16 protein-coding genes are annotated in these 19808 nt (G+C 35.8%); 6 read left to right on the forward strand and 10 right to left on the reverse strand.

The features are described 5' to 3' along the window. Positions 1–87: 87 nt before the first annotated feature. The gene (locus tag FG27_RS00270; protein WP_037314044.1) at positions 88–567 is read right to left on the reverse strand and encodes an Lrp/AsnC family transcriptional regulator; all 480 of its coding nucleotides are present in this window, start codon (positions 565–567) and stop codon (positions 88–90) included. Positions 568–641: 74 nt separating this feature from the next. Further along, a complete protein-coding gene (locus FG27_RS00275) occupies positions 642–1823 on the reverse strand; it encodes a M14 metallopeptidase family protein (protein WP_231563208.1) in 1182 nt (393 codons plus the stop codon). A 260-nt stretch (positions 1824–2083) separates the two neighbouring features. Between FG27_RS00275 and FG27_RS00280 the strand changes: the two genes are divergently transcribed. Both FG27_RS00280 and FG27_RS00285 read left to right on the forward strand, forming a co-directional pair. Beyond that, a complete protein-coding gene (locus tag FG27_RS00280) occupies positions 2084–2494 on the forward strand; it encodes a helix-turn-helix domain-containing protein (protein WP_037314047.1) in 411 nt (136 codons plus the stop codon). Between the two features lie 46 nt (positions 2495–2540). Next, positions 2541–2918 (forward strand): hypothetical protein, encoded by a 378-nt coding sequence (locus FG27_RS00285; RefSeq protein WP_037321847.1) that lies wholly within the window; start codon positions 2541–2543, stop codon positions 2916–2918. Between the two features lie 2 nt (positions 2919–2920). Here the strand turns inward: FG27_RS00285 and mscL are convergent, their stop codons facing one another. From mscL to FG27_RS00320, 7 genes are all read right to left on the reverse strand, one after another. Continuing rightward, positions 2921–3376, reverse strand: a complete 456-nt coding sequence (gene mscL / locus FG27_RS00290; RefSeq protein ID WP_037314048.1) for a large conductance mechanosensitive channel protein MscL — start codon at positions 3374–3376, stop codon at positions 2921–2923. Beyond that, positions 3377–6025 (reverse strand): DNA gyrase/topoisomerase IV subunit A, encoded by a 2649-nt coding sequence (locus tag FG27_RS00295; protein WP_037314050.1) that lies wholly within the window; start codon positions 6023–6025, stop codon positions 3377–3379. Beyond that, a complete protein-coding gene (locus FG27_RS00300) occupies positions 6025–6507 on the reverse strand; it encodes a hypothetical protein (RefSeq protein WP_037314052.1) in 483 nt (160 codons plus the stop codon). Before FG27_RS00300 ends, FG27_RS00295 begins: the two co-directional genes overlap by 1 nt. Then, positions 6504–8366 (reverse strand): DNA topoisomerase IV subunit B, encoded by a 1863-nt coding sequence (locus tag FG27_RS00305; protein ID WP_037314054.1) that lies wholly within the window; start codon positions 8364–8366, stop codon positions 6504–6506. The genes FG27_RS00300 and FG27_RS00305 overlap by 4 nt, the downstream gene beginning before the upstream one ends. 122 nt (positions 8367–8488) lie before the next feature. Continuing rightward, on the reverse strand, positions 8489–8917 hold the full coding sequence (locus FG27_RS00310; RefSeq protein WP_037314057.1) for a response regulator: 429 nt from the start codon (positions 8915–8917) through the stop codon (positions 8489–8491). Between the two features lie 114 nt (positions 8918–9031). Further along, positions 9032–13735: a PAS domain-containing protein gene (locus FG27_RS18555; protein ID WP_051935712.1), complete on the reverse strand. Its 4704-nt coding sequence runs from the start codon at positions 13733–13735 to the stop codon at positions 9032–9034. A 293-nt stretch (positions 13736–14028) separates the two neighbouring features. Beyond that, on the reverse strand, positions 14029–14601 hold the full coding sequence (locus tag FG27_RS00320; protein WP_037314059.1) for a T9SS type A sorting domain-containing protein: 573 nt from the start codon (positions 14599–14601) through the stop codon (positions 14029–14031). Positions 14602–14819: 218 nt separating this feature from the next. Here FG27_RS00320 and FG27_RS00325 point away from each other — a divergent pair, with 218 nt between their 5' ends. Continuing rightward, a complete protein-coding gene (locus FG27_RS00325) occupies positions 14820–15698 on the forward strand; it encodes an AraC family transcriptional regulator (protein ID WP_037314060.1) in 879 nt (292 codons plus the stop codon). 187 nt (positions 15699–15885) lie between these two features. On the opposite strand, the gene FG27_RS00330 is transcribed toward FG27_RS00325, so the two are convergent. Continuing rightward, positions 15886–16239: a 4Fe-4S dicluster domain-containing protein gene (locus FG27_RS00330; protein WP_037314062.1), complete on the reverse strand. Its 354-nt coding sequence runs from the start codon at positions 16237–16239 to the stop codon at positions 15886–15888. Between the two features lie 134 nt (positions 16240–16373). On the opposite strand from FG27_RS00330, the gene FG27_RS00335 reads away from it, so the two are divergent. From FG27_RS00335 to FG27_RS00345, 3 genes are all read left to right on the forward strand, one after another. Then, complete coding sequence (locus FG27_RS00335) at positions 16374–17438, forward strand: acyl-CoA reductase (RefSeq protein ID WP_037314064.1); 1065 nt, start codon at positions 16374–16376, stop codon at positions 17436–17438. Positions 17439–17530: 92 nt separating this feature from the next. Continuing rightward, on the forward strand, positions 17531–18595 hold the full coding sequence (serC, locus tag FG27_RS00340; protein ID WP_037314067.1) for a 3-phosphoserine/phosphohydroxythreonine transaminase: 1065 nt from the start codon (positions 17531–17533) through the stop codon (positions 18593–18595). Positions 18596–18761: 166 nt separating this feature from the next. Continuing rightward, a complete protein-coding gene (locus FG27_RS00345; protein ID WP_037321850.1) occupies positions 18762–19715 on the forward strand; it encodes a D-2-hydroxyacid dehydrogenase in 954 nt (317 codons plus the stop codon). Positions 19716–19808: the final 93 nt, after the last annotated feature.

Below are 19808 nucleotides of genomic sequence, written 5' to 3' on the forward strand. Positions count from 1 at the left end.
TTAGTTGATTAAGATTTGATTTAAAGTTATAAAAAAACCCTTTAAACACATTAGCCTAAAGGGTTTTTATAATAAGTTTAGGCTTGCCTACATGTCCTGAAAAATAGAGTGCATTAAACGTTTTTTATCATTTAAGCTCTCCTCAAGAGAAATCATAGTTTCAGTTCTGTAAACTCCCTCAATGTCATCCAATTGAAAGATAACTTCCTTGGCATGTTGTGTATTACGTGCTCTAATTTTACAAAACACGTTAAATTTACCCGTAGTTACGTGCGCGACAGTTACAAAAGGAATTTCGTTAATACGCTCTAAAACAAATTTGGTTTGCGAAGTATTCTTTAAGAAAACGCCCACATAGGCTATAAAAGCATAACCTAATTTCTTATAATCAAGCGTTAACGAAGAACCTTTAATAATTCCAGCTTCTTCCATCTTCTTAACCCGAACGTGAACGGTACCTGCCGATATTAAAAGTTTCTTAGCGATATCGGTAAATGGTGTCCTTGTATTCTCGATTAACATATCGAGAATTTGGTGATCTGTTTCGTCTAATTTAAACTTGGCCATTTTTAAATTTCTTTATTTATATGAAATTCAAAATTAGTACAAAATCCTTGAATAATTGCTAAGGTTTTTGAGAATTATTCACATTTAAGGAGCAATTCTACCTCATTTAAGACTATTTTATTAACTATAACGTTTTCGGCAAGCTTGTTTTGCTGATTAATTTCGATTTTTTTATTCTCACAAAAGATTTCCTTATGCGAGAACTTGCTAATTTTCGGGGCAATTTTTTCTATTAACGGTAATAGAACAAAATTTCCATCTCTTATCTCTTCCTTATATTGAATACCGATATCAACAACGCCATCTTCCGTTTTAGCTTCCCTTAGTATGACATCATTAAATAGTTTTTGATTTTCAGGAATTTCCTGGTATTTGGTATGGTTGAGCTTTTCGAAAGTCTCTTCAGTAATAGCCTTTAAAACTGAGATCAAAGCTAAAAAAACATATTTTCTAGTTTCTTCCCGTTCGTAGTCCCCTGGAAAATGGCCGGCTTCAAAAAGAATGGTGGGCGTTTGGGTCCTTTGAAAGGCATCACCCGTGCAATTGATATTAAAACTATCGTCATACCTTCCTATTCTTTCGGGAAGTAAGCCTGAAAGATCCTCAACTATTTTTGCGATAAGCTGCATACTCTTAATTCGGGAAGTGAAAATTTGCCTGTCTTTATCCATCGAAGGGGTTAGAAAAGATAAAACGGCAGGTTCGGGCGTCCCGCCCGCACTGAAGATAGTACGTTGGTCATGTAGATTCAGGCAAAAATCCGGTTTAAAAACATCAAAAGCCTTCCGTAAAATCCTGCTTTCTGGCTGGCTTAGATCCTGAGCGTCCCGATTCAGATCAATATCATTAGCATTTACACGCGTATAGGCCTGGGCCCCGTCAGGATTTAGCATGGGAATAATACAGAAGCTGCAATGCTGCATAATAGACCTTACCAAGGCCTCATTCCTATATTTACCTATATAACAAAAAAGATCAAAAAGAGCTTTTGTGGTGGTGGATTCATTGCCGTGCATTTGGGACCAGGCCAGAATTTTCACTGAGCCAGTACCAAATTCAATGCTATGAATAGGTCTTCCAAGAACCGATTCTCCAATCTTTTCCACGATGAATTCTTCTTCCAGATCATCCAGCAAAATCTGAATATCTCTTTGCCTGATATACCTTCCAGAAATTCTATTTTCTTTAAAAGAATTATAGCCTTTAAAAAGCTGTTTAAATAACATTGTTTCTTCCATGTTTACAAAAGTAAACATTCCTAATTTCACAAATGTAAACAGGCAAATTTACCATTGTTAATTACAAGTGTAAACAATGATATAACCCAATGAACAAGATACATGGAATTAATCCTAAAGAATTATTATTAATTGATAAAACTTTATATTTTAGGTATTTAAAGATGTTTAAATAAAGTTATTGTTTACCTAATTCTACTTATTTACATCTGTAATTTGCAGGCTACCGAAGGTTTGATTACATTTGTAAATAGCAATTTTGCAGATTATAATTTACAATGGTAAACACTGAAGATTTCTCTAAACGCTTACATAAAATACTGGAGTTTTATGAATTGTCGGCCGCTGGGTTTGCCGATCAAATCGAAGTCGGTCGCTCTTCTATTTCTCATATTCTCTCAGGTAGAAATAAGCCTAGTTTAGATTTTGTGATGAAGGTTGTAAAGTCTTTTCCAGAAGTAGAATTATACTGGCTATTAAATGGAAAAGGAAGTTTCCCTCCTTCCGAAAAATCTTCTCCAGAAACTGAAATAAAAAAAGAGATTTCAACGCCTTCCCCTGTACAAAAAGGAAACAGTTCTCAGAAAAATGAGATACCATTCCCTTTTCCTCAACAGGGAAAAAGCAAGCCGATTAAAAAAATTGTTATTTTTTATGAAGATGGCACTTTTGATGCCTTTGAAAATTGACTGTCCGGTTAAAATAGGTTTATTTTGCATTTCAAAAGAAATTGCCATGATAAAGAAGCTTTTAGCTGTTATTAGCCTACTTTTTATTTTTACAAGCTGTTTCGAACCGGATAGAGATTGCAGCGATTTTAAAACTGGTACCTTCGAGTATGAAACCTATTTAAACGGCGAATTAGCCACTTCCACCTTTAAAAGGAATGATTCTATAGAAATTGATGAATTCCAGGGGAAATCTGATACCTCATCGGTTAGATGGATCAATGACTGCGAGTATATTCTTAAAAATTTAAATCCGAAGAGTATGGCTGAAGAAAAGCCAATTCACATCAAGATCCTTACTACCCATAAGGACGGCTATATATTTGAATATGGAATTGTCGGCCAGGATAAAAAGCAACGCGGTCAGGTAGACCGCGTTAAATAGGATTATTTTCTACGTGAGAAGTTATTTTTAAGCAACTGGTTCTGCTCTTCCATCAGATTGTTCATCTTAGATAAAAGTTCGATATCCTTTGGGGTAACCTCCCGTTTATCATCTGGATTTTCAGCCTTATTCCTAAAACGGTTCATAAATTTTATCACCAGGAAAATCGTCATCCCGATTATAAGGAAATCCAGGAAGGATTCAATTAAAGCTCCGTAACCTACGACAACCTCTTCTACGAGCGCTACCCCATCTGCCTCTGCAACACCTTCCCGAAGCACCCATTTTTTATTGGCGAACTCAATACCGTCGGTCATTAGACTTAATGGTGGCATTACCACTTCCTTAACCAAAGTATTGACCACCGAATTAAAAGCCGTCCCAATGATGATCCCCACGGCCATATCTACCATATTTCCTTTTATGGCAAATTCCTTGAATTCTTTTAAAATACTCATTTACTCATCAAATAATTTAGTCTGACTCTGGGAAGACTCACCGGAATCCTCCTTTTTTCCAATAATATTCAGCTTGTTTTTTTCATCTGAAACAGATTCTTCCTCCACCACTTCTATATCCTCAGCAGGAACATCTTCCTCCTCCCGGTATGGCAAAGGTTCCAACGGGTTTATCTGTTTTACTTTTTCGGTAGTCAGCTGGTTTCCAAGAGCCTTAATCCCCTTTACCGAAATGAACTCTTCAATATTGACTTCTTCATTAGGGCGCTGTTCTTTTCCACGTTGTTTAGAGAAAACTATTTCCGCCTGCGGATAATAATCGGTAGAAACAAGTTCCAAATAAGAGTTTTCAGCTTCGCTGATAAACTTTTCTTCTCTATCCGGATTTTCAATTAGAAAACGTTTTACATAGAAACGTTCCTTTTCAGGCTCCCAGTAAATTGCGGAAATTGGTTTATTGGGCATCCATTTTTCCAGCACTACCATTTCTTCATCAAAACGTGTGGTAAGTTCAGGAATTATAGTTTTTGCAATTCCATCCTGAGTAATAATTAAAATCCGATCTTCTCCTTTAAATTCTCCAAGAAGCTCCCCCCGTTCATCTACATTCAATCTTTTTACGGTTTCATCGAACCAAATTCTCCTTGGCTTTAAAGTAGAAACACCTTCTTCTTTTAATTCTACGCGCTTTATGGCGTATTTAGTAACAATATTTCCTTTTACGTTTCTGCCTTTAATAAGCATATCGGCAAAGTCTACGTCAAATTTTAATTTTTTGATGCTTCCAACCTGTCGCAGGAAAATCGTCACCACTTCAGCTTCTCCATTAGGATTTGCTGAAAAGTAATGCACCTTTGAATCCTTTTTTCCTTGGGATAAGTCATATTCCTTATCTCTTGTTACTGAGGTAACCGAGAAACGTTTAATATATGATGCACCACCCTTTCCATCGCGGTAGATCATATTATAAATTGTACGCTTGTCTTTTTTCTTAAAGATGGCCACGTGAATAATGTCTTTTCCGACAAAGGTTTTGGTATCTACCTTGGTCACCATCATTTTCCCGTCGGCAGTGAAGCAAATGATATCATCTATATCACTACAATCGGTTACATATTCATCTTTCTTAAGCGCCGTTCCAATAAATCCTTCTTTACGATTTACATAGAGTTTAGAATTTCTAATAACCACCTTGGTGGCTTCAATGTCATCAAAAATGCGAAGTTCTGTTTTTCGATCTTTATCCTGACCGTAATCTTTCTTAAGTTTAGTAAAGTAGGCAATAGCATAATCTACCAAATGATCTAAATGGTGTTTTACCTTTGCGATCTCATCTTCCAGGGCTTCAATTTTCTGCTGCGCTTTATCTAAATCGAATTTCGAAATTCTTTTAATCCTAATTTCGGTAAGCCTGGTGATATCCTCCCGGGTTACGGCGCGTTTAAGGTGCTTTATATGTGGTTTTAAACCTTCATCTATAGCGTTGATCACGCCATCCCAGGTTTCCTCCTCTTCAATTTCACGATAGATTCGTTTTTCAATAAAAATTCGCTCTAATGATGAAAAATGCCACTGTTCTTCCAGTTCCTCTAGGGTAATCTCTAATTCCCGCTTCAGCAAATGAAGCGTATGATCGGTTGAGCTTCGTAATATTTCAGAAACTCCAAGGAAAATTGGCTTATTGTCTATAATCACACACCCCAGGGGTGCGATAGAATTCTCGCAGGAGGTAAAGGCGTAAAGCGCATCTATAGTCCTGTCCGGGGAAATGTTATTTGGTAAATGAATAAGGATTTCCACCTCTGCTGCGGTGTTATCCTCAATCTTTTTAACCTTTATTTTTCCCTTATCGTTGGCCTTTAAAATTGAATCAATTAAAGTAGTGGTTGTGGTTCCGTAGGGAATTTCAGTAATAGCCAGGGTATTTTTATCATACTGGCTAATCTTTGCCCGCACCCTAACCCGGCCACCGCGTTTTCCGTCATTGTAATTGGAGATATCGGCAATACCACCGGTTGGAAAATCAGGAAATATTGTGAACTTTTTTCCTTTTAAATGTTTTATTGAAGCATCTATCAGTTCATTAAAATTATGCGGAAGTACGCGAGTACTTAAACCTACGGCAATCCCTTCTGCACCCTGGGCGAGTAACATGGGGAATTTTACCGGCAGATTCACCGGCTCTTTTTTTCTGCCATCATAAGAAAGTTGCCATTCGGTCAACTTCGGATTAAAAAGAACTTCCAGCGCAAATTTAGACAAACGTGCTTCAATATACCTGGGTGCCGCAGAACGGTCTCCGGTTAAAATATTCCCCCAGTTTCCCTGGGTATCTATAAGAATATCTTTTTGGCCTATTTGCACCATGGCATCTCCAATACTGGCATCCCCGTGTGGGTGATACTGCATTGTATGCCCAACGATATTGGCGACCTTGTTGTAGCGGCCATCGTCCAGGTCTTTCATAGAATGCATGATACGGCGCTGGACCGGTTTAAAACCATCTTCCATGGCAGGGACCGCACGTTCGAGAATCACATAAGAGGCATAATCCAGAAACCAGTCTTTGTACATCCCGGTTACCTTAATAAGCTCTTCTTTTGGTTGTTCTAAATGTTCATCTTTAGCTTCTTCCTGGTTTTCTTCCATTAAGCTGTAGTTTTTTGATTGTCCACTATTTTCTGCATAGAAGCTATCATGCCACGCTTCTTTTTACGGCTGAGAAAAGTAGTGTTAAAAGTGTATTTTTTGAAACCACGTCTTCTACGTGAACTTATATAAATTGTTACTGCGGAATATAAAAAGTAATCGCTTACCCTAAATTTCCCCAGTTTTCTTTTTGGAAATTCAGCTTTTTGCACCCGATATTCCATAAATTTTGAGAAAAAAACACCATTATTTTTTAGATTTAAAGTTTCACCGTCGCTATCAAATTCGAAACTCTGGCCTATTTTATGTACATAAAAACTAAGTAGAAGCACCACAATATTCGGCACATAATGGCTAAACCTTACTGGCTCATCGCTGCTCATTAGCTCAATATTTACAAAAATATTGGTCACAAAAATTGCCACTAAAACAATGTAAATTGAGGGCACCACTTTTACTTCATTCTTATTGGTGAATCTCATAAGCCTAACTCTTCAACAAGATCAAGTTCAACTTTAAGATTATCAATAATAAATTCCTGCCGGTCTGGTGTATTTTTTCCCATATAGAAATTTAGCATTTCGTCTATAGACTTTTCTTTATCCAGCATCACAGGATCTAATCGAATATTTTCTCCAATAAAATGCTGAAATTCGTCTGGAGAGATTTCACCTAAACCTTTAAATCGTGTGATTTCTGCTTTTCCGGTTAATTTTTCTACCGCATTTCTTCTTTCGGTTTCACTGTAGCAATAAATAGTTTCTTTTTTATTACGAACCCTGAATAAAGGCGTTTGCAGAATATATAAATGATTTTCCTTGATCAATTCAGGAAAAAACTGAAGAAAAAAGGTAATAAGTAATAATCTAATGTGCATTCCATCTACATCAGCATCAGTTGCAATTACAATATTATTGTATCTAAGATCTTCTAAAGATTCTTCAATATTTAATGCGGCTTGCAATAAATTGAATTCTTCATTTTCGTAAACAATCTTTTTACTTAAACCGTAACTGTTTAAAGGTTTCCCTTTTAAACTGAAAACCGCTTGCGTATTTACATCACGGGATTTGGTAATAGAACCACTCGCCGAATCTCCCTCGGTAATAAACAAAGTAGTTTCTAAATAGCGTTCTTTCTTACTATCTCCAAGATGAATACGGCAATCGCGTAATTTTTTATTATGAAGGCTGGCTTTTTTAGCTCTATCCTTTGCAAGTTTTCTAATTCCAGAAAGATCTTTACGTTCTCTTTCGGCCTGTAAAATTTTACGCTGAAGCCTATCCGCAGTTTCCTGGTTTTTATGCAGGTAATTATCCAGCTGTGTTTTTAGAAAATCGTTAATGTAAGTCCTTACGGTAGGCATCTTCCCACCCATATCTGTGGAACCCAATTTTGTTTTGGTCTGGCTTTCAAAAACCGGTTCCATAACTTTAATACTAATGGCTGAAACTATGGATTTCCGTATATCGCTAGCGTCGTAATTTTTTCCGTAGAACTCGCGTATAGTTTTTACAATTGCCTCTCTAAAGGCGGCAAGGTGTGTCCCTCCCTGAGAAGTGTTTTGACCGTTTACAAAAGAGTGATATTCCTCACTGTACTGGGCTTTACTATGTGTTAATGCAACTTCAATATCTTCGCCGCGCATATGGATAATTTCATATAAACGCTCATCTTCGTGAATACTATCTTTTAGAAGATCTTTAAGTCCATTTTCTGAATAGAATTTTTCACCGTTAAAAATTATGGTTAACCCGGGATTCAGGTACACATAATTTTTTAGCATTTTTTCTATATACTCATTTCTGAATTTAAAATTTTTGAAAATAACCTCATCCGGAACAAAGGTCACTTTGGTTCCGCGACGGCGGGAAGTTTCATCAAGATGTTCCTCTTCCTGCAATTCCCCCTGGGCAAATTCGGCCGCGTGAGATTTCCCATCTCTTGAAGATTCAACCCGAAAGTAAGATGAAAGTGCATTTACAGCTTTAGTACCAACTCCATTAAGTCCTACCGACTTCTTAAAGGCGCGGGTATCGTATTTCCCGCCCGTATTCATTTTTGAAACCACGTCTACAACTTTTCCTAAAGGAATTCCACGACCGTAATCCCGAACAATAACACGCTGATTTTGCACAGAGATCTCAATGGTTTTGCCAGATCCCATTACAAACTCATCAATACTGTTATCCAGCACTTCTTTTAGGAGAATATAAATCCCATCATCGGCACTGGAGCCGTCCCCCAGCTTACCGATGTACATTCCGGGACGCATTCTAATATGTTCTTTCCAGTCTAAAGACCGTATATTATCTTCGGTATACTTTGTTTCCTGGCTCATAAGTGGTTCATGGAGTTGTGGCGCTAATATAAGGCATAGCCTAAAAAGTTAAAACAATGCACTGGTATTTTAATTAACAAAAAATTAAAATTTCCTGTTAATTATATTTTCAAGATAAATAATTATTTGGAAGGTAGTTTTACCAATTTCACCCAAAACTCTTCAATTTGGTTAACAGCTTTCATAAAATCATCAACTTCTATCGGTTTGGTGATATAACAATTTGCATAATTACGGTAAGAACTATTAATGTCTTCCATAGAAGAAGAGGTAGTAAGCATAATTACCGGAATCTTTTTTAGTTCTTTATGCTGCTTCACATACTTTAATACTTCGTGACCATTCATTTTAGGAAGGTTTACGTCAAGTAAAATAAGATCTGGAGTTACCGCTTTTTTATACTTACCGGTTTTATTCAAAAATTGCATTGCCTCTTTCCCGTCCCTAACCACACTTAATTTGTTAAGGATTTTACCATCCTCAAGCGCTTCCGAAGTTAACAGGATATCACCTTCATTATCTTCAACTAACAAAATTTGGATAGATTCCATAGGTATAAGATGAATTTCAAAATTTGAATTTTTAAAATATAATGATTTTTAAATGAAAAACTTAAATTTTATGCCCTTTTAAATAAAAATAAACCATAAAATGTAAGATAATTATTACAATTTCGAAGCCTCTTTGGCAATTGTAAAATGAAATATACTTCCTTTTCCTTCTTCAGATTTCAGCCATATTTTACCGCCCAGGTTTTCTATAATTTTTTTAGTAACCGCTAATCCCATGCCCGTGCCCGAATATTCATCTCTACGGTGTAAACGTTGAAAAATCACAAAGATACGATCAAAATACTCTGCATCTATCCCTATCCCGTTATCTTCAATACTAAATTTCCAAAAATCTTCATTTTCTTCGAAGTTGATTGTAATATTAGTATTTTCCTGCTCTTTTCCGTATTTAATGGCGTTGCTAATAAGGTTTTGAAAAACCTGCCTAATTGGGCTTTTTGGTGCTTTTATTACAGGTAGGCACTTGTTTTTTATGATTACCTTTTGATCAGCTATTCTTTTTCGATAAAGGTGCTTTATTTCATCTAAGATTTCATTTAAATCTACGTCCTCCAATTTATCTTCTGTTCTTCCTACTCTTGAAAATTCTAAAAGATCAAGAATTATTTGTCGCATTCTTTTTGCCCCATCTACTGCAAAATCAATATAAATGAGCCCCTTTTCATCCAGTACATCTCCATATTTCTTTTCTAATTGCGTTAAGAAGCTTGTTACCATTCTAAGTGGCTCCTGGAGGTCATGTGAAGCAACATACGCAAACTGCTCTAACTCGGCATTAGAAATTGCCAGCTCTTTGGCTCTTTCGTTTAAATCTAAATTTAATTTTTTAAGAGAGGTCTCATACTGTTTTTTTCGAGTAATGTCTTGCATTGCGCCAACCATTCTTATGGCTTTCTTATGCTCATCCCTAACCACAAAGCCTCTATCAAAAACATCTAAATACTCTCCCTGTATATTTCTATACCTGTACTCTGCTTCCCAGATAGTAAGATCGCCATTAATAACAAGTTCAAAACTGTCTAAAGTTCTTTTTAAATCATCAGGATGAATATTTTCATACCATGGCGATAAATCTGGTGTTATTGTATTTAGTTGATAACCAAATAAACTTTCAAAACCTGCACCCCAATAAACCCGGCCGGTTATAACATCATAATCCCAAATAGCATCAGAAGTGGCTTTGGTAACATAACGATATCTTTCGTTAGCATTTTCAAGTTCTTTCTCGTAAGCTTTAATATCTGAAAAATCCCTTAAAACCCCAATCATCCTTATCGGTTCTCCCTCATCATTTCTAATAATATATCCATTTTCTATAATATCGAGATAAGTACCGTTTGATTTTCTGAAGGAGTATTCAGCATTCCATTTGCTTTTACTTTTATCCTTTAAACTGCGCTCTAAACTTTTATTAACTTCAGAAATGTCATTGGGATGAATGCCCTCGGCCCAATTTTCAAGTGAAAAATTGCCGTGTTCCCTATCAGTGTCTATCATTTTATAGAAACCATCTCCCCAGGTCAATTCATCTTTTACAACATCCCAATCATAAATTGCATCTTCAGTTGCTTTATTCACAAATTCATATCGCTGGTTACTGCGTTTTAGAGCTAGTTCATTTAATTGGAATTCTATAATTAGCTGTAATATTCCTACCGATCTTTTGATGCTTCTTTGCTCCTGGTTTTCTTCAGGAAATGGATCGTGTTTATAGAATACGGTAAAAATTCCCAGGGTTTGATCTTTAGAATCTATAATGGGATAAGACCAACAGGTATCAATTTCATTCTGCAGGACCACCGACTTTAAATCTGAATTTTCAGCTTCGTCAATTTTTAAATTAATAGGTTTTTCCTCATCAAAAAATGAGCAAATACCGTCTTTTTGTTTAAGCTTTCTCCCCTCTAAAGTTTCCAAAAGCTTATTAGGAATAGCTCCTGAAGCCCATTTAAAAAGTTTCTCATTCTCAAGTTTTTGAATAACGAAATAGGCATTGGGATTAATTCGCTCCAGATCTTCTACATAAAAATTCAATATTTCTTTTAACCTCGTAGCTTTTTGAAAATTCATTTCTAAAACTCTACGCTCAAGGCTCTCCAAATCCTGAAAACGCCTTTTTTCGGTAATGTCTCGTGAATTAAACACTATACCTTTAACAGCCGGATCATCTAAAAGATTCGTTGCCGTGGTTTCCAGCCAGCGCCAACTACCGTTTTTATGTTTAAACCTGGCTGCATTAATCTGAACCCTTTTTTGAGTGAGAATCTTTTCAAATTTATGTTTAACTTCTTCCAGATCATTAGGATGAATAAATTCTAACACACTATGGTTTTGAAAATCTTTAGTAGAATATCCTGAAACCGAAATAAAATTAGGACTGGTATAGACATAATCGCCATTTTCATTTAATACCGCGATGAGATCACCACCTTCCTGTACTAAATTTTTAAAACGCTGTTCACTAAGCTGAAGTTGTTCTTCCGCCTTCTTTCTTTCCCTTGAATCTCTTGCAATCGCATACATAAGATTTTCTTTCTTATCCCAATATGCAGACCAGGTAAGAGGAATTATCTCTCCATTCCTTGAAACATAGCGATTTTCAAAATTAGTCATGGGAATCCCATTCATAATATCTATAGCAGCCTTTTCAGTTATTTCAACATCTTCTGGAAAAACCAAATTCATAAAGGCTTTTCCTATTAATTCTTTAACTGAGTAGCCTAAGATATTTTCTGCAGCTTTATTAATTTCAACAAAGTGACCTTCGGCATCAATTACGGAAATAATATCTAAAGACTCGTTCATAATTTTATTTAGACGAGTCTGTTTTTGCTCCAGATCTTTTTCAACTTTTTTTCTTCGGGAGATATCAGTCATCACGCCCCTTAAACATTTAGGCTTACCGTTCTCTTTTACAACAGAAACCACGTCACTTATCCAAACATAACTACCATCTCCCTTTTTCATTCTATATTCAAAGCTGTGGTTCTTTCCTTTATCAACCTGGCTCATGCAAAAGTTAATGGCATAACTTCTATCTTCGGGATGAATATGGTCTTCCCAAAACTTAGGGTCTCCATACCATTCTGAAGGTGGTATCCCCACCAGTTTTATAGCCTGATCACTAACAAAAGTAAATTGGAAGGTTTCTATATCTAACTCCCAAAAAATACCATCTATACTTTTAATTAGATCTTCATATTGCACTTTAGCTTCAATTAGCGCAATCTCAGCTTCTTTTTTCTCAGATATATCGATTCCTATACATTGTATTTCTGCCGGATTGCCTTTAGCATCAGTTAAAGCAATGAAGTCCCAAACTGTAGTTCGCACATTTCCATCCCGTCTTGGTTTTCTTATTTCTAATTGAAAAGTTGTATCTGGATTTTCCAAACATCTTATAACAGTTTCTTCCACTTTAGAACGGTCTTTCTCAATTACCGCCATCATACAATTTTCACCAATTAAACCAGTCTCCCCATGTATCCAACCAAAATCTTCCTGAAATTTATTGTTGTAATAGGTATATTTCCCCTCAATATCGGTTCTTATTACATAATTTGTTTGCGAATCCAGTAAACTACGTTGCCGGGATTCGTTTAACTCGAGTAATTCGTATGCAAGTTTTTCCTGAGTGACATCTAAAACTATTGAATCCCAGACTATACTACCATCAGAAAGTTTTTGAGGAGAACCAAATCCTCTGTTCCATCTTATTCCTTTTTCAGGATGCAGGATTCGCCATTCGTGAGACCACAAACTCAAATTTCTTGCAGAATCCTTAATAGTTTCCATATGGGTTTTATAATCTTCTTGATGATATAAATTCCAAACCTTTTTATTATCCCGAGCTGCTTCACAGGGCGGAATTCCCCAAACTTCCCTTGAGCCATTACTTATATACATTAGTGCATCCTGGCCATCGGGCTTTAACTGGTACCTAAAAACTACGCCAGGTACATTATCATTTATATTTTCGAGCCTTATTTCTGTTAGTTTACGAGAGGTGATATCCTGGGTTCCGCCAAAAACTCTACAACACTTTCCATTTTTAAATTCAGCTTTCCCGGTTGCTCTTATCCATTTATCAGTTTTTTGAGCAGTGATAATTTCAAGCTCAAGATCAAAACCATCTCCCGATTCAATTGCTCTTTCAACCGCATTTTTAATAGTAGCCCGATCCTTATCGGTTTTATAAAAATTTATAGCCGTTTCTAAAGTAGGACTAAAATCCTGGGGAACACCGTGTATCTTTTTAAGCATTGAAGACCAAAGAAGCTTGTTCTCTTCTAAATCTAACTCCCAGCTTCCTATTTGAGCAACTTCCTGGGTTTCCTTTAACAGCCTCTCATTTTCCTGTAGGTTTTTTATAGAAACTCCCTCCTTATCTCGGGCAACCATATCGGTAATATCCCGAACTCGATGTAGAATAAATTTGGTTCTACCTTTACTATTATTAATTGGAATATTATCGCACTGAAAAATTTTTTTGATCAAAACCCCGGTCTCCGGATCTGGAAGGTCATACCTAATCTCTGGAATATGATCTGGTTCTCCAGAATTTAATGCATTTTCTAAAGACGCTGAAAGTATATCAATAGACTCCTCTCCTAAAGACTCACCTCCAAATGCTTCAAATATTCCTTTTCCTAAAAGTTGCTCTTTCCCAACACCAGAAGCCTTTTCAAAAGAACGATTCACCTCAATTATGGTGAATTTTGGAGAATCTGTTTCTAACAACAGGCAATTATCTGGAAAAGACTGAAAAATTTCAATTAACAGCTTGGGATTAATCATTATGGTTTTTAATTAGGAGCCTTTTTTTAAATAGATGATAAACAAAGCATTATTTCAGGTTGAAAATACTTAAAATCTATGAAAAATACCGGTATCAAGGTATAAAAAACTAAAGCTTCCAGGGGTGATTTAGGTTTTATAAAAAGTAAAGAGATACTTCTAAATTTATTCTGCAAAAAAATCATACCCTTATAAAATTTTCAATTTTCAAATAAATTTCCCTGAAAATTGGGCATAAAAAAACAGGGATTTAAAGCCTAAATCCCTGTTTTAAATTGATTCAATTAGCTTAATTAAATAGACAATTTTTCAGTAAAAATCTCACCAGAAACACTTAATCTAAAAGTGTATTCACCTTTTGGCATTTTTGAAAAGTCAAGTGTTTTATTCACGGTATATTTTTTTTCCTGAACCTCTCCTACTAACTCACCGCTTGGATCATAAACCTTCAAAGTAGCATTTCTTTTTGAGGGATTAGTTAGGAAAAACTTCACCATATTGCTCTCTACTTTATAAATTGGTTTAAAAACAACTGCTGCGGTTTTATCTGCGATGTTTATTCCCGTAGAAGATTTTTTGATAACCGTGGTATAAACTCCATTAAGATCTTCTGTGTTCAAAAAATAAGTTCCAGTTGGAATTCGGCTAAAATCTATTTGTTTACTGTAATGACCATCTAAAGCAGGACTATCCTTAAATAAGATAAATCCAGATGCATCTTTTAAACTAATAGTTCTTATTTCATCTAACTCCACTATAAGAGTTTGCGTTTCATCTACACTAACTTCCACGCGGTCAGCAGCATAAGTATTAATTCCTGTGATTAAAGCTACTAGCAATAACGAATTTTTCAATATTTTTTTCATAATTCTGTTTTTTAATTGTTAATACTCCTTGTTTACATTTACAAAGATAGGTCACTTTATAGCTTCTGAATAGTAGTGAATAAACAAGAAAATGTTCAATATTAACCTTTACAATTATTTAATATTAGTTTATTGTATAAATAGCATACTTTTGAGTTAATTTTGTATAATCAGATGATATTAAACCTATATTACCTAAAAGTTAATTTATTGATGATATGATAAAATCGAGCAAACCCTCTTTTGAAAAAGTAGATCCAAGCTTCGGAAGCTCGTTTTCCTTTAAAAGTTTTAACTATCAGCATCAGAATAAAAACCATACTTTTTGGCATTACCACCCAGAAATAGAACTGGTTTATGTAAATGGTGGTTCTGGAAAAAGACAAATAGGAAGCCACGTCTCCTACTACCAGCACGGAGACCTAATTCTTATTGGTGCTAACTTGCCGCATTGTGGTTTTACCGATAGCTTAACCGACAACGACCGGGAAACCGTAATTCAGTTTAGCTCAGATTTCCTCGGAAAGAATTTCTGGGAGATCCCCGAAATGAGAAATGTTAGAGTTTTATTGGAAAGAGCCAAAAATGGGATTGTTTTTCACGGGGAAGACAAAGATCTAATTGGCGAGAAAATTGAAGCGCTTAATTCGCTTACTAATTATAAACGCCTACTTGGATTATTAGAAATTCTTAATATGCTGGAAAACGCTAAAGATTTTACCTTATTAAATGCCGAAGGTTTTGTACTGGACACCGAGCTGGAAGATAATAACCGCATAAATGTGATCTTCAACTTTGTGAAAAATGAATTTAAAAGAAATATCACCTTAGAAGAAATTGCCAATATAGTTAGTATGACGGTACCGGCCTTTTGTAGATATTTTAAAAAAACAACGGGGAAAACTTTTGTTCAATTTGTAAATGAATACCGACTGGTGCACGCTGCTAAGTTATTGCACGAAAAGCAAATAAGCATCACCGATGTTTGCTTTGAAAGTGGCTTCAACAATTTTAGTCATTTCAATAAGCAATTCAAGAAATTCACCGGGAAGTCTCCTTCTATATACAGAAACGAAATAAAATTTGCGGTTTCGTAAACGCCTAACTCCTAAAAAAAGAGGCCGAAAACCAAAAACTTATTAAATTTCACTAGTCATTAATAGGAGCAATATTTTAACTTAAAGGAAAGCTTCAGAAAATTTTAATCTCGATTATCGAGTAAAACAAAAGATCCCGTTTCAATAGAAACAGGATCTTTATAGATTTAATTCAGAAAAATAAATTTTACTCGTCTTCGTGCATAAATTTCTGCTTACCGAGTAGTTCTTCTTCAGTTTCTACGTGCTCATCATCTGGTACGCAACAATCTACTGGACAAACCGCAGCGCACTGTGGTTCTTCGTGAAACCCTTTACATTCTGTGCATTTATCAGGAACTATATAATAGATTTCATCACTAATAGGTTCTTGTGCCTCGTTTGCATCGGCTTCTTTTCCATTTGGCAGGACAACATTGCCTTCCAAATCGGTTCCATCGGCATAACGCCAATCATCTGCACCTTCGTAAATCGCTGTATTTGGGCACTCGGGCTCGCAGGCTCCGCAGTTTATACATTCATCGGTTATAACAATTGCCATAGCTTTTCTCTTTGTAATTTAATTTAGTTAAAACTTAACGGGTATTTCCAATGCTTTTTTAGGAGTTTGCCGGCTTAAGTTTTAATTTCGCATTACAAATTTAAAGCCATTGGCTATCATAACCAAATAAGGAAATGACAATCGAAGAAAGAAAATCACATTTTATACAACTGGGAAAATTCCTTGGGCAATTTGGGGTAAACAATAATAATTTAATAAAAGAATCGCCCCAAAATGAAGTATTTTTTAATGAATTAAATCATAAAATTGACTATTCAATACATTATAATGGTTGGTTTACGCGTGAAAACGTAATTTTTTCGCTTCAGCAATGGAGTAAAGCGCTAACTAAAGAGAATTTAGATAAGTGGTTAAATGCATATTCCTTAGAAAATAATTCTCCGAAAACGGTCGCTATAATAATGGCAGGAAATATCCCGCTGGTAGGTTTTCACGATTTTCTTTCGGTTCTAATTTCAGGTCATAAAGTATTAGTAAAGCAATCTACAAACGATAAACAGTTATTACCCGTAATTGCAGGGTTTTTAATGGATATAGCTCCAGATTTTGAAAACCGAATTAAATTTACTGAAGACAGACTTAAGGATTTTGATGCCGTAATTGCCACAGGAAGCAACAACACAGCCCGCTATTTTGAATATTATTTTAAAGGAAAACCGAATATTATAAGAAAAAACCGAAACTCTGTCGCCATTCTAACTGGCGAAGAAAATACCGAACAATTAAAAGCTTTAGGCGAAGATATTTTTAGGTACTTTGGTTTGGGTTGCCGTAATGTTTCAAAACTTTACGTTCCTAAGGATTATGATTTTGATAATTTTTTCAAAGCGATATTTCCGTGGAATACTTTAATGAATTCAGCTAAATATGCTAATAATTACGATTATAACAAAGCGGTGTATTTAATGAGCGAATTCAAATTATTAGAAAACGGATTCCTTATTCTGAAAAATGACGAAAGTTTCGGCTCCCCTATCGCTACGTTATTTTACGAGGAATATGAAGATGAAAAATCATTAAATGAGACACTTCAGCAAAATAAAAAAAACCTGCAATGCGTTGTAGGAATTGATGCTGAAGTTGATTTCGGAAAAACCCAACAACCAGAATTATGGGACTATGCCGATGGTGTAGATACTTTAAAATTTTTAGAAGAAATTTATATAAGGAACCTCTAGTAGCCTAAGCATTGAATGGGTTATTTTTTATGATTACGAGAAATTGATTTACAAGTTTTATATAATAGATTAACCACAGTTATAAACCAACTATGAAAAAACATAATTTTAGTGCCGGCCCCTGTATTTTACCACAGGAAGTCTTTAAAGAGGCCGCCCAGGGTATTTTAGATTACCAGGATTCAGGATTATCTATCATGGAAATTTCGCATCGTAGCGCTGCCTTTGTAGAGGTGATGGAAGAAGCCAGAAACCTGTCTCTTGAGCTTTTAGGACTTCAAAATAAAGGCTATAAAGCCCTGTTTTTGCAAGGAGGTGCAAGTATGCAATTTTTAATGACCGCTTATAATTTATTAAATAATAAAGCGGCTTATCTCAATACAGGAACCTGGTCGTCTAAAGCAATCAAAGAAGCTAAACTTTTTGGAGAGGTAAGTGAAGTAGCTTCTTCTAAAGATAAAAACTTCAATTATATCCCGAAGAATTATAAAATTCCTTCTGATATAGATTATTTCCACTGCACCAGCAATAACACGATTTTCGGAACTCAAATTAAAGATTTCCCTGAAGTTGATGCGCCGCTTGTTTGCGATATGAGCAGCGATATTTTCTCCCGGGAATTAGATTTTTCAAAATTTGACCTTATTTATGCGGGTGCACAGAAAAATATGGGGCCTGCAGGTACTACTCTGGTGGTAATCAAAGAGGATATCTTAGGAAAAGTTGAGCGTGAAATACCTTCCATGCTAAGTTATAAAGTGCACTTGGAAAAAGACAGCATGTTTAACACTCCAGCAGTTTACGCTGTTTTCGTTTCATTATTAACCCTGAGATGGATTAAAAACAACGGCGGAATAAAGGCGATGGAAAAACGAAACAATGAAAAGGCCGACTTACTTTATAATGAAATAGATAGAAATCCGATTTTTGAAGGTTTCGCTGAAGTTGAAGATCGTTCAGCTATGAATGCCACTTTCAACCTTACCGATGAAAGCAAAAAAGATGCTTTTGACAAACTTTGGAAAGAAGCCGGCATAAACGGACTTAATGGTCACAGAAGCGTTGGTGGTTATCGTGCCTCTATGTATAATGCACTTGGCCTGGAAAGTGTAAAAGTTCTGGTTAAGGCAATGCAGCAATTGGAGCAACAATCTTAATTAAGATCGCATAAATAATTTCAGCATAAAGCTGAACGGAAAAATTAGCAACAGACAGGAATAAGTAAACTCCTGTCTCAAATTCCCTACCCAGGGATAAAATTATAAACAAATGAAGCCTGAAGATTTTTTTAATAAACCCACATCCTCAACCCAACCTGAAAAAATAAAAATTCTTGCTAACGACGGACTTGCAAAAGCCGGAGTAGAAGAATTGGAGCAGGCAGGTTTTGAAGTAAATAGCACTAAAGTAGCCCAGGAACAACTGGCAGATTTTATAAATTCTAAAGGAATTCAGGTTTTACTGGTTAGAAGTGCAACTAAAGTGGACAAGGCGATAATTGATGCCTGCAAAGACCTGAAATTAATTGGTCGTGGCGGAGTTGGTTTAGACAATATTGCAGTGGAATATGCCGAAAATAAAGGAATTAAGGTAATTAATACACCCCAGGCTGCTTCAAGCTCTGTTGCCGAATTGGTGTTTGCACATCTTTTCAGCGGAGTTAGAAAATTATTCGATGCAAATAGAAACATGCCTTTAGAAGGAGAATCCCGATTTAAAGAACTGAAAAAATCCTATTCCGCAGGAACTGAACTTCGGGGCAAAACTTTAGGAATTATTGGTTTTGGACGCATAGGCCGTGAAGTCGCTAAAATTGCTTTGGGTCTTGGGATGAAGGTAATTGCCAGCGATAAGGAAGAAGGAGAAGTGAAAATTACGCTGGAATTTTATAATCATCAAAGTATAGAAATACCTATAAAAACCGAACCGGTAGAAGAGCTAATAAAACATTCAGATTTTATCACCTTACACGTGCCTGCGCAAACTAAATCTCTAATAGGAAAAAAAGAATTAGCTGCAATGAAGCCTGGTGTGGGAATCATTAATGCCGCCCGTGGAGGGGTAATAGATGAAGTTGCACTTCTGGAAGCCATTGAAGATGGCAAAGTTGCTTTTGCCGGCTTAGATACTTTTGAAGCCGAGCCAAGACCGGCTATCAAATTATTGATGAACGAGAAGCTTTCTCTAAGTCCGCATATTGGTGCTTCAACTTTAGAGGCCCAGGAACGCATAGGTTTGGAACTCTCAAAACAAATTATTTCGCATTTTAAAAAGTAATCTACCGCAAAGTAAGCTCAATTGAGCAATGTTTAATTTTCGAGGTAACCCGGAAGGTTAAGGAGTGAATATTCAATCTAATCTAGATTAACG

Source organism: Salegentibacter sp. Hel_I_6 (genome assembly GCF_000745315.1).
Classification (GTDB): Bacteria; Bacteroidota; Bacteroidia; order Flavobacteriales; family Flavobacteriaceae; genus Salegentibacter.